The organism is Blautia sp. MSK.18.38, assembly GCF_024460535.1.
Taxonomy (GTDB): domain Bacteria; phylum Bacillota; class Clostridia; order Lachnospirales; family Lachnospiraceae; genus Blautia_A; species Blautia_A fusiformis.
Map to the genome: position 1 here is coordinate 1 of NZ_JANFYP010000020.1, position 11,656 is coordinate 11,656.

Annotated in this window: 9 protein-coding genes, 1 tRNA gene, 1 pseudogene and 1 riboswitch; of the genes and pseudogenes, 8 read left to right on the plus strand and 3 right to left on the minus strand. The window is 45.6% G+C overall.

Annotation, left to right across the window (positions count from 1 at the left end):
• Positions 1-100: 100 nt before the first annotated feature.
• Positions 101-766: a PAQR family membrane homeostasis protein TrhA gene (gene trhA / locus NE638_RS12525; RefSeq protein ID WP_110103161.1), complete on the minus strand. Its 666-nt coding sequence runs from the start codon at positions 764-766 to the stop codon at positions 101-103.
• A gap of 377 nt (positions 767-1,143) precedes the next feature.
• On the opposite strand from trhA, the pseudogene ppk1 reads away from it, so the two are divergent.
• Both ppk1 and NE638_RS12535 read left to right on the plus strand, forming a co-directional pair.
• Positions 1,144-3,225 (plus strand): annotated as a pseudogene (ppk1, locus tag NE638_RS12530) (polyphosphate kinase 1).
• Positions 3,226-3,338: 113 nt separating this feature from the next.
• Positions 3,339-3,887 (plus strand): stage V sporulation T C-terminal domain-containing protein, encoded by a 549-nt coding sequence (locus NE638_RS12535; RefSeq protein WP_173722959.1) that lies wholly within the window; start codon positions 3,339-3,341, stop codon positions 3,885-3,887.
• Between the two features lie 75 nt (positions 3,888-3,962).
• On the opposite strand, the gene NE638_RS12540 is transcribed toward NE638_RS12535, so the two are convergent.
• Entirely contained in the window at positions 3,963-4,526 is a 564-nt protein-coding gene (locus tag NE638_RS12540; RefSeq protein WP_092071858.1) for a M15 family metallopeptidase, read from the minus strand.
• 72 nt (positions 4,527-4,598) lie between these two features.
• Complete coding sequence (locus tag NE638_RS12545; RefSeq protein ID WP_015526739.1) at positions 4,599-6,059, minus strand: nicotinate phosphoribosyltransferase; 1,461 nt, start codon at positions 6,057-6,059, stop codon at positions 4,599-4,601.
• Between the two features lie 275 nt (positions 6,060-6,334).
• Here NE638_RS12545 and NE638_RS12550 point away from each other — a divergent pair.
• From NE638_RS12550 to NE638_RS12575, 6 genes are all read left to right on the plus strand, one after another.
• Positions 6,335-6,406, plus strand: a tRNA-Gln gene (locus NE638_RS12550).
• A gap of 146 nt (positions 6,407-6,552) precedes the next feature.
• Complete coding sequence (locus NE638_RS12555; RefSeq protein WP_173746286.1) at positions 6,553-7,260, plus strand: acyl-[acyl-carrier-protein] thioesterase; 708 nt, start codon at positions 6,553-6,555, stop codon at positions 7,258-7,260.
• 64 nt (positions 7,261-7,324) lie between these two features.
• Complete coding sequence (gene araD, locus NE638_RS12560) at positions 7,325-8,026, plus strand: L-ribulose-5-phosphate 4-epimerase (RefSeq protein WP_015526737.1); 702 nt, start codon at positions 7,325-7,327, stop codon at positions 8,024-8,026.
• A gap of 204 nt (positions 8,027-8,230) precedes the next feature.
• Complete coding sequence (locus NE638_RS12565) at positions 8,231-8,473, plus strand: helix-turn-helix domain-containing protein (protein ID WP_015526736.1); 243 nt, start codon at positions 8,231-8,233, stop codon at positions 8,471-8,473.
• A gap of 193 nt (positions 8,474-8,666) precedes the next feature.
• Positions 8,667-8,837: riboswitch (Lysine riboswitch) on the plus strand.
• A 185-nt stretch (positions 8,838-9,022) separates the two neighbouring features.
• On the plus strand, positions 9,023-10,609 hold the full coding sequence (locus NE638_RS12570) for a Na+/H+ antiporter NhaC family protein (RefSeq protein ID WP_412405433.1): 1,587 nt from the start codon (positions 9,023-9,025) through the stop codon (positions 10,607-10,609).
• 177 nt (positions 10,610-10,786) lie between these two features.
• Positions 10,787-11,629, plus strand: a complete 843-nt coding sequence (locus tag NE638_RS12575; RefSeq protein ID WP_021652585.1) for a CvfB family protein — start codon at positions 10,787-10,789, stop codon at positions 11,627-11,629.
• The last annotated feature ends 27 nt before the right edge of the window (positions 11,630-11,656 follow it).

An 11,656-nucleotide genomic window follows, 5' to 3' on the forward strand; every position in this document is an offset into this window, starting at 1 on the left:
GAGCAGGAAGCCCCCACTTCAAAATCGTAAGATTTAAGTGGTGGGAGCATGTCACGGTATCCGAAAGGTGAGATTGTTATCTATCTGATCACAGAGTAACTCAGTGGATCGCCATACCGGCTACAAAGAAATACATTACAACAAAATGGCACACACTTCCCAGCATCACAAAGACATGAAATACTTCGTGGGAGCCGAAATTCTTATGCTTCGCATTGAAGATCGGAAGCTTCAACGCATAGATCACACCGCCGATGGTATAGATGATGCCGCCGGCAAGGAGCCATCCGAAGCCTGCACGGGGCAGATTGTGGAAGATCGGAACAAAAGCAAGTACACACAGCCAGCCCATTCCAATGTAGATCACAGAGGAAAGCCATTTTGGGCAGTTGATCCAGCAGCCCTTGAGGATCATTCCGATGATGGCAACGGTCCATACGAGGGCACAGAGGATATAGCCGGTGCGTCCGTGGAGAACAATCAGGCATACAGGAGTGTAGCTGCCGGCGATCATCACGAAGATCATCATGTGATCCATTTTTTTTAGACGGCGGTTCACCTTGGCTGTGGAGCTTACGGAATGATAAAGTGTGCTTGCCAGGTAAAGAAGGATCATGGTAAGGATAAAAACACTTACTGCAAAAACATGGAGAACATCTGCACTTCTGGCCGCCTTCACGATCAGCGGAGTGGCTCCGGCCACGGCAAGAAGCATGCCGATTCCGTGGGTTATGGCGCTTCCCGGATCTTTTAATTTAAATTTCATATAAAAACACCTCCTGCAAAAAAATCTGCTGTTTATATCATATGGACAACTTCAAGATCGGTTCATCAATGACGGATCATTGCGACAGTTTACGATGTAATAATGTAGAAATTGATAAAATAACATGTAGTATTCAAAGCTACATATCAAGTATACGAATACTATACCACTATTATTCAAAAATGCAACCCCTATTTTCGAAAAAAATTTTATCAGGATTTAACAAAGCCTTGTTATGGAATAAACATTCGATCAGTATACTTGTATGCAAACCGTGAAGAGAGGGCATTCATGAACATGCAGTCAGGCAAAATCTGAATGCCCGCTTGATACGATACGGATAATTACAGATAAAGTCGGCCGAAAAAGAAAAATATATGGCGGCGAAGGAGGAAAAAATGGCAGATATAATATACATGAACAGGGAATTATCCTGGCTGAAGTTTAATGAAAGGGTACTTGAGGAGGCTGAGAATCCGGAAAATCCGCTGTGTGAACGTCTCACATTTGCTTCCATCTATCAGAGCAACCTGGATGAATTTTATATGGTACGTGTGGGATCTCTGGTGGATCAGATGCTTCTGGCAAAGGATATCCGTGAAAATAAAACCAATATGACGCCGGAGGAACAGCTGGACGCGATTCTTGCCAGAACAAAAAAACTGAACCGGAAAAGAGATGTGGTTTATGAAGAAATCATGGAAAATCTGGAACAATATGGCATACATATGCTGAATTTCCATAAGATCGAAAAAGAGGATCGCAATTATCTGGAACGCTATTTTGAAGCAGAGGTTGCTCCGGTTATTTCTCCGTCTATCGTCGGAAAAAGACAGCCGTTTCCATTTCTCCGGAATAAGGAGATCTATGCGGTAGTAGTTCTGGAAACAAAAAAAGGAAAAGAAAAGCTGGGTATCATTCCGTGCAGCAGTGCAGGTATCCAGCGTCTGATCCCGGTTCCGGGAAAAACCGGTACCTACATGCTGTCTGAAGAGCTGATCCTTCACTTTGTTTCAAAAATCTTCAAGGGCTATCACATCAAGGCAAAATCCCTGCTTCGTATCACCAGAAATGCGGATATTGACGCAGATGCTCTTTATGATGAAGATCTGGATTACCGTGAGTTTATGGTAGAGCTGATCAAGGCAAGAAAGAAACTGGCGCCGATCCGTCTGGAGCTGTCAAGAGAAATGGACGGAGATGTTGTTGAAACACTTTGCGAGTATCTGGAAGTGGACAAGAATTATGTGTTCCGGGGAGATATACCGCTGGATCTTTCTTTTGTATTCCAGATCCAGGACGGCCTGAGAAAAAGAACAGAGCTTTTTTATGAAAAAAGAATTCCTCAGAAATCGCCTCTGTTTAACAGTCACGAACCGATCCTTGACCAGATCGCGAAAAAGGACCGTTTTCTTTCCTATCCATATGAAAGCATCAAGCCGTTTCTTACAATGCTCCATGAGGCTGCCAATGATGAGGATGTAGTTTCCATTAAGATGACACTCTACCGTGTGGCAAAACAGAGTAAGGTTGTGGAGGCTCTGATCGAAGCAGCAGAAAACGGAAAGGAAGTTTTCGTTCTGGTGGAGCTGAAGGCGCGTTTTGATGAGGAAAACAATATTGGATGGTCCCGGCTCCTGGAGGATGCGGGCTGTCACGTGATCTACGGTCTGGATGGTTATAAGGTACATTCCAAGCTTTGCCAGATCATGAAGAAAAAAGATGGAAATGTGGAATATTATACACAGATCGGAACGGGAAACTACAATGAAAAAACAGCTCGTCTGTATACAGATCTTTCTCTGATGACTGCGGACCCGAAGATCGGTATGGAGGCGGCCAGAGTGTTCCAGGCACTGGCAATGGGAGAAACCGTTGAAGATATGGAGTATCTTCTTGTGGCACCAAGATGTCTTCAGAACAAAGTGCTTGCCATGATCGATGAGGAGATCGAGCATGCGAAGGCCGGAGAACCGGCATATATTGGCTTGAAAATGAATTCTCTGACAGATAAACGTATTATGAGCAAGCTTGTAGAAGCATCCTGTGCAGGAGTACACATTGATATGGTGATCCGTGGTATCTGCTGTCTGATCCCGGGAGTGAAGGGACAGACAGAAAATATCCACATTATCAGTATTGTAGGACGTTTTCTGGAACATTCCCGCATTTATATTTTCGGAACACAGGAGAGAGCAAGGATCTATATTTCCTCTGCGGACTTTATGACAAGAAATACTCTTCGTCGTGTAGAAGTTGCGGCACCTATCGAGGATCCGGATATCCGTATGCAGATCTAGGAAATGTTTGTGACAATGCTCAGTGATAATCGAAAAGCAAGGAGCATGAACAATAAGGGAATTTATAAGATCGAACCATCCGATAATGCTCCGCTTAATTCTCAGGAAGTATTTCTGCAGCAGGCATACGACAATGCGGCTCCTGCGACAGATAAATAAGAGATTTTTATGCATATTTCTCCCAGTTTTTCGCATAATAACCATATGAAAAACAAATAGTTAACATAACATTGACGTACAATGAACAGAAAATACAGGAGGAATTCAGGAAGATGAAAGCAACGGGAATTGTTCGCAGGATCGATGATCTGGGCAGGGTTGTGATTCCAAAAGAGATACGAAAGACACTGCGGATCAAGGAAGGAACGCCACTGGAGATTTTTACAGACAGGGAAGGACAGATCATCCTGAAAAAATATTCGCCCATTGGAGAGCTGAATACGTTTGCTGCGGAATATGCGGAAGCGCTGGTACAGACTACCGGACTGACTGCCTGTATTACAGATCGTGATCAGGTCGTGGCGGCATGCGGCAGCGGAAGCCGGGAACTGGAAGGAAAAGAGATCAGTTCTGATCTGGATGCAGTCATTGCCGGCAGGAAAGGCAGAATGGTCAGTCAGGACAGCAGGGAAAATATATCACTCATTTCCGACGCTATGGATTCATTTTGCCAGAAAATGATACAGCCGATCCTGTGTGCGAGTGACGCCATTGGAGCAGTGATCCTTCTGACTAAAAGTGAAAAAACAGCACTGGGAGACACAGAACGTGCCCTTATCCGCACAGCAGCCGGTTTTCTTGGCAGACAGATGGAGCAGTAAAAGTGCATCAGATGTACAGAAAAATGTGTGCAGATCAAGATATAAACATCAGATGCAGATGCCAGGAGCAGCAGATCAAGGAGGATGCGGACATCGGGAAGGAAAGCAGTGGTATTCTTCCAGAGTCAGATTTGTGATAGTGAGCCAGGAAGCAAGAGGTTTTGTCACATAGCGGATGTGCCATGGCTCGTAAGGGATGCCGGTGATCTCCTCTTTACTTTTGGGGTACCGGAGGATAAAACCATAGAGCGGAGCGTTCTTTTTCAGCCAGCGGCCTTCTCCTGTTGCGGAAAACCTTTCGGAGAGCTCCATATGGATGGAAGGGCAGGATACATCCAGAGCAAGTCCGCTCTGGTGCTCACTTGTTCCTGGCTCTGCAACGAAAGGACTTCCTGTAAAAAGCTCCTTCTGTCGCTGGTAGGAACGATATCCGGAAACTGCCCACAGGTTCAGACCGCATCTGTGACAGGCATGGAAAAGCTGGGAAGCGGCTTTTGCAGCCTGATACTCCAGAAGCCGCTTCGGATCTCCCGGTGCTGCTTCAAATGGAAGTCCGATATCGATAAGATGTTCCGGCACAAAGGCTTCCGGCAGAGGATGCTCCCTGCTGATCAGCCGGGTATAAAATTCTCTGTGCAATAAAAACCCTCCTTTCCTTATCCATAAGCTTATGATAAGAAAGGAGGGTTTATGAATGCTTATTTCTGTTTATCAGAGCTCTTTTTCACTCATTTCTTCCAGGAGAGCCTTCTTCATGTCATAGAGTGACTGGGAGAGATCTACATAAACCTTCTGCGGATTAACGAAACGTCTGGATTCATCCCACAGTGTGTTCTGCTCCTGTTTGCAGTAGTCGCGGAGTTCCATGACAGATGGAGACTTGTAAACGCTCTTACCATCTTTAATTACCGGAACAAGGAGCTCACGGAGTTCGTAGGTTCCGCCAAGAACCTTGGTCTTTTTCCAGGTGTCAACCGGGTCGAAGATCACCATAGTTTCTTCCGGATCGAATTTCTCATCTGCAAGGCAGATCAGATCGGCCTTGATCTTGCCGGTCTTCTTGCTGTAGATACGGTATACAGTCTTGTTGCCCGGGTTGGTAACCTTTTCTGTGTTTTCGGAAAGCTTGATCTTCGGCTGGAAGGCATCGCTGTCAGCGTCCTTTACAGCGGCAAGCTTGTATACGCCGCCGAATGCCGGATTGTTATCGGCTGTGATCAGCTTGGTTCCGACGCCCCAGGAATTGATCTTGGCATCCTGGGCCTTCAGGCTTTCGATAAGATATTCATCAAGATCGCTGGATGCGGAAATGGTAGCATCATCGAAACCGGCAGCAGCCAGCATCTTGTAAGCTTTTTTGGAAAGATATGCAAGATCACCGCTGTCGATACGGATTCCATAGTTCTTCAGCTGGATACCTTCCTCACGCATCTCCTCAAATACACGGATCGCATTGGGAACACCGGATTTCAGGACATCGTAGGTGTCAACCAGAAGAGTACAGGAATTCGGGTAAAGTCTCGCATAGGTCTTAAAGGCTGTGTACTCATCCGGGAAACTCATGATCCAGGAATGAGCATGTGTTCCGAGAACCGGAACGTTAAACATCTGGCCGGTCAGTACGTTGGAAGTACCGGCACATCCGCCGATCACTGCAGCTCTGGCACCGAAGATCCCGGCGTCCGGACCCTGGGCACGGCGAAGACCGAATTCCATGATGGGATCGCCCTTGGCTGCGTGGCATACACGTGCTGCCTTAGTGGCAATAAGACTCTGATGGTTCATAATGTTCAGGATGGCCGTCTCTACAAGCTGAGCTTCCATGATCGGTGCGATAACCTTGACCATTGGCTCTCTCGGGAAGATCACGGTTCCCTCCGGAATTGCGTAGATATCACCGGTGAATCTGAAGTTGCTCAAATACTCAAGGAAATCATCCTCAAAGATGCCAAGACTTCTCAGATAGGTAATGTCTTCTTCTGAGAAACGGAGATTTTCGATGTATTCGATCATCTGCTCCAGTCCTGCACAGATGGCAAAACCGCCATCGCACGGATTGTTGCGGTAGAACATGTCAAAGACAACGGTCTGGTTGGTAGGGTTTTTGAAATATCCCTGCATCATGGTAAGCTCATAGAGGTCCGTGAGCAGAGTAAGGTTATTTGCTCGCATAGCGTTCTCCTTTGGATGCCTCCGGATATTGTGACCGGAGGGAAATACACGGTTGTTTCCGCTCTTTTTATTATACGGCTTATTATAACACAAAGGAGTGGATTGTAAAATTTTTTTTACTGCGTAAACCCGCATATAATAAGGAGTTTTAACAGCAGTTTAAGAAATTTTGAAAAAAAATAAAAAAAATTAAAAAAAGGGGTTGCAATTTCAAAAAAGCTGTTATATAATAACATCCGTCGCAAGCGATAAGGCAAGCGAAAAACAAAACACATAGGGCTATCGCCAAACGGTAAGGCAACGGACTCTGACTCCGTCAGTTCAAGGTTCGAATCCTTGTAGCCCTGCTTCTTAAGTACCTCAGTTACGAGGTACTTTTTTTGTACTCAAAAATAAGAAGATATTCGCAATCCGCTGCGCCCCAAAAAAAACAAGTGCGTTTCTTCCTGCCAAGTGTTACAATAAAGTATAGACAGTATGACAGGAGGCATGAATGAGTTACAGTTTTGAGAGTCGAGTAAGATTCAGTGAGATCGGAGAAGATGGATGTCTGACGCTGCCGGGAGTTCTGGATTATTTTCAGGATTGCTGTACCTTTGAATCCGAGCAGACAGGAGTCGGCATGGAAGTATTAAAGGAACAGAAAAGAGCCTGGGTACTTTCTGCATGGCAGGTGATCGTGAAGCGATATCCGAAGCTTGGTGAAAATATAAAAGTAACAACAATTCCTTATGGATTCCGTGGATTTATCGGAATGCGTAATTTTATTCTTGAGACAATGGATGGTGAGAAGCTGGCATGGGCCAATTCCTACTGGTCCTTTATCAATACAGAAACCGGTCTTCCGGAAAAGCTGACACCGGCAGATACAGATCCCTATAATCTGGGCGAAAAAATAGAGATGGATTATGCACCAAGAAAGATTGCGCTTCCGAAGGAACGGGAAGTGCAGAATGCTTTTTCCGTACAGAAGCATCATCTGGACACCAATCATCATGTGAACAACTGTCAGTATATCCGGATGGCAGCGGATCATCTGCCTGAGGATTTTAAAGTTGGTCAGCTTCGTGTTGAATATAAACGTCAGGCAGTACTGGATAATGTTATCATTCCGGAAGTATATATGACAGAAAATAAAGAAGCTGTAGTTCTCAACGCGGAGGATAAAGAACCTTACGCAGTAGTTGAGTTTACAAAATAAATACAGGCGGTAGAGATTAGTACATCGTTTTTGAAACAACTATACCGTAAAAGGAGGGCGCGCTATGCTTGAAAAATTAAAAGAAGAAGTTTACAGAGCAAATATGGATCTGCCAAAATATGGTCTTGTTACCTTTACATGGGGAAATGTCAGCGGGATCGACAGGGAGCAGGGACTTTTTGTGATTAAGCCAAGTGGTGTGGATTATGACAAGCTGACACCGGAAGACATGGTAGTGGTAGATCTTGATGGAAATAAAGTAGAAGGAAGATACAATCCATCCTCTGATACACCGACACATGCAGTTCTTTACAGAGCGTTTCCGAATATCGGCGGTATCGTACATACCCACTCATCCTGGGCAACAAGCTGGGCGCAGGCAGGCAGATCGATTCCGTGTTATGGAACCACACATGCAGATTACATTTACGGAGAAGTACCATGTGTGCGTAATCTGACCAAAAGAGAGATCGAAGAGGCATATGAGAAGAACACGGGAGTTCTTATTGCTGATTATTTCAAAAACAAAGATTATGAAGCAGTACCGGCTGTGCTGTGTAAGAACCACGGACCTTTTACCTGGGGTAAGGATGCTCATGAGGCAGTTCATAACGCAGTTGTTCTTGAGGAGGTTGCCAAGATGGCATCTCGCTGCGAGCTGATCAATCCGGATGTAAAACCGGCACCGCAGGAGCTTCAGGATAAGCATTACTACAGAAAACATGGTGCAAATGCATATTATGGTCAGGTAGGACAGGAAGACTGATCAGAAGAAAAAACAGTTTGACCCGATGGTGGATCGTCAATATCCGCCTGAGTGGAAATGCCGCGGAACAGTACCGCGGCATTTTTTGTCGAAAAATGCAGAAAATGTCAGATTTGCTGACCTTTAACACAGGTGCCGCCGAAATATATGCTAATGTCAAGAAAAATGCAGAACATTAACACATTTATTAAAATAGGTGGCAGGATGAAAATATACACTTATCAGGGAAAAAAGAACGTTTCCGGAGAAAAAATACGCCAGATGAGGAATATGAAACGGATGTCGCAATCTGCGCTGGCAGCAAAAATGCAGGTGGAAGGAGTGATGCTGGAGCGTGACAGTATCAGCCGGATCGAAGGAGGAGAACGTTTTGTAGCAGATTATGAACTGCGGGTGTTTGCAAAGGTGCTGGGAGTGGATGTGAAGTGGCTGCTGAATGAGCAGTAAATAAGGCAATATTGGATTACAGTTCGCTGGTAATATTCTGCGAAGCGTGTTACTGAAAACGGAGTGAAAAGTAACAATATTGGTCTGAATGGCAGGAATCTGTGTAAACTACTTGATATTTATGTCGGAAACTGCTACAGTATAAAGAAAAAAAGATGGCCGGGAAGTCCTGCGGAGGGCAAACGGTCACGGATAAGAAGATAGAGGCGCGGATTTTATCAGTATTTATGGATGCAAGGCCCTGGCAGGCTGTTCATAAAGAAAGGAAAATCTGCCGAAGTGCTCTGGAAGGCCAGATGACAGGGTGCTGGGATAACGCAGAATATGCGTTGTACTGTCACGGATGTGGAGCGCTATCGGTAGCACTTCGGGAGATCTGCATTTAATATGCTGAATGGAGATTTTCTGACAGGCTATTAGTTAAATAAGGATTATTTAACCGGAGGTGTTCTTAAGAAGAGACAGCCTCCGTTTTTTTGTCCCCGAAAAGGGAGGAGAAAAATGAGTAAAAAAGCAGGAACAGCATTGTCTGTTATGGCAATGGTATTCATGGGCGCACTGGCAAGTCCCCTGACTGTGCTGGCTGCGGATGCGGAGGAGACTTACCAGCCTGCTCTGTATGCAACGATCTGGGCACTGCTTCCACCTCTTGTTGCGATCGTCCTTGCACTGATCACAAAAGAAGTATACAGTTCTCTGTTTGTGGGAATTGTAGTAGGAGCACTGATCTATTCCGGATTTAAATTTGAAGGAACGGTAACACAGATTTTTGAGGGAGGAATCATCAAGGTTCTTTCTGACAGCTATAACGTAGGTATCCTGATCTTCCTGGTAATCCTGGGATCTGTGGTATGTATGATGAACAAGGCCGGCGGCTCCGCCGCATTCGGACGATGGGCCAGCAAAAAGATCCACACGCGTGTGGGTGCAGAGCTTGCAGCGATCATCCTTGGAATCCTGATCTTCATTGACGATTATTTTAACTGCCTGACAGTAGGAAGCGTTATGCGTCCGGTAACTGACAGACATCACGTATCCAGAGCGAAATTTGCATACCTGATCGATGCGACAGCCGCTCCGGTATGTATCATCGCACCGATCTCATCCTGGGCTGCTGCAGTCAGCGGATTCGTAGAGGGACAGGATGGACTTGCGATTTTTGTAAGAACCATCCCGTATAACTTTTACGCGATCCTTACGATTGTAATGATGGTTGGCATGGTACTGATGAAAACCGAGTTTGGTGCCATGAGAACACATGAGATCAATGCTCTGAACGGAGATCTTTATACAACATCTGCAAGACCGTATGAGAATGCAACGGATGATGAGACACCGAATCCGAGAGGAAAGGTGATCGATCTTGTGATCCCGATCGTTATGCTTGTTATCTGCTGTGTCATCAGTATGATCTATACAGGAGGATTTTTCAGCGGAACAGATTTTGTTACCGCATTTTCACAGAGTGATGCCTCTACAGGCCTTGCAATGGGAAGTGCTTTTGGTCTGGTGTTTGCCATTATTTTCTATATGATCCGCCGTGTGATCAATTTCAGAGACTGTATGGGATGCATCCCGGAAGGCTTCAAGGCTATGGTACCGGCGATCATGATCCTGACCTTTGCATGGACACTGAAGGCTATGACAGACTCACTTGGTGCAGCGGTATTCGTAGAAGAAGCAATGCGTTCTGTTGCCGGTGGTATTGAAGTTATCCTTCCGGCCATTATTTTCCTGGTTGGATGTGGACTTGCATTTGCTACAGGTACTTCCTGGGGAACCTTTGGTATCCTGATCCCGATCGTTGTTGCGGTATTTGAGAAATCCAGTCCTGAGATGATGATCATTTCCATGTCCGCCTGCATGGCAGGTGCAGTTTGCGGAGACCACTGCTCACCGATCTCCGATACAACGATCATGGCTTCCGCAGGAGCACAGTGTGATCATGTGACTCACGTTTCCACACAGCTTCCGTATGCGATCCTGGCTGCGGCAGTATCCTTTGTAACTTATATTGTTGCAGGCTTTGTAAAAACAGCATGGATCGCTCTTCCGGTGGGAATCGTGCTGATGCTGATCGTACTTTTTGTCATTAAAATGATGAACCCGATGCCGGTTGAGAAACCAACAGAATAACAGACTGACCCAATGTGGGGCAGATTCCCCCATGAATGTCAAATAAAAGGCAGTGACGGAAAGAAATTTCCGAAGCTGCCTTTTTTGTGCTTTCTATAATAATTCTCTTATGTTATAATGCAGGACAGACAGCAAATAGTAAATGATCATATATAGTTTTAAGGAACAGGAGTAAGAATGATAGAATTAGGTAAAAAACAGAAATTACTGGTTGTAAAAACCGTGGATTTCGGAATATATCTTGGAGAGGACCGAAACGCACCTCAGAATGAGCGGGTGCTTCTTCCGTCCAAACAGGTACCGGAAGGAACCAAAGCAGGTGATGAGATCGAAGTATTCATCTATAAGGATTCCCAGGACAGACTGATCGCAACTACCCGTGAGCCGATGCTTCAGGTAGGACAGACAGCAGTCCTTAAGGTAAAACAGGTCACTAGGATCGGTGCTTTTCTTGACTGGGGACTGGAGAAGGATCTTCTTCTTCCGTATCATGAGCAGACCAACCGGGTCCGTGAAGGCGAGGAGTGCCTGGTAGCTCTTTATGTAGATAAGAGCAGCAGACTCTGTGCAACCATGAAGGTGTATCATTATCTTTCCACCAGAACTCCTTATGTACCGGGAGATTCGGTAAAGGGGCGTGTCTATGAGATCAGTGGGAATTTCGGCGTTTTTGTTGCGGTAGATGATAAATATTCCGCCCTGATCCCGGCACGGGAGGCAACAGGCAAGTACAGACCGGGAGCTATTCTTGATCTTCGTGTCACAGAGGTGAAAGAGGATGGCAAGATGAACGTCAGTGACCGCCAGAAGGCTTACATCCAGATCAATGAGGATGCAGAGAGCGTATTCAGCGTGATCGAGGAATTTGCAGGGGTGCTGCCATTTGATGATCATGCCTCACCGGAAGTCATCAAGAGAGAGTTTGGCCTCAGTAAGAACGCATTCAAGCGTGCAGTCGGTCATCTGATGAAGGAAGGAAAAGTAGAGATCCGTGACAAGAGGATCTACATTAAAAAATAACAAGGTGTTGACCGGCTCCGGATCAGA

Coding starts and splice junctions, on each gene's coding strand:
- NE638_RS12570 (WP_412405433.1), top strand. CDS start 9,023: ATGGGCGCACTGGCAAGTCCCCTGACTGTGCTGGCTGCGGATGCGGAG.
- araD (WP_015526737.1), top strand. CDS start 7,325: ATGCTTGAAAAATTAAAAGAAGAAGTTTACAGAGCAAATATGGATCTG.
- trhA (WP_110103161.1), bottom strand. CDS start 766: ATGAAATTTAAATTAAAAGATCCGGGAAGCGCCATAACCCACGGAATC.
- NE638_RS12575 (WP_021652585.1), top strand. CDS start 10,787: ATGATAGAATTAGGTAAAAAACAGAAATTACTGGTTGTAAAAACCGTG.
- NE638_RS12555 (WP_173746286.1), top strand. CDS start 6,553: ATGAGTTACAGTTTTGAGAGTCGAGTAAGATTCAGTGAGATCGGAGAA.
- NE638_RS12565 (WP_015526736.1), top strand. CDS start 8,231: ATGAAAATATACACTTATCAGGGAAAAAAGAACGTTTCCGGAGAAAAA.
- NE638_RS12545 (WP_015526739.1), bottom strand. CDS start 6,059: ATGCGAGCAAATAACCTTACTCTGCTCACGGACCTCTATGAGCTTACC.
- NE638_RS12535 (WP_173722959.1), top strand. CDS start 3,339: ATGAAAGCAACGGGAATTGTTCGCAGGATCGATGATCTGGGCAGGGTT.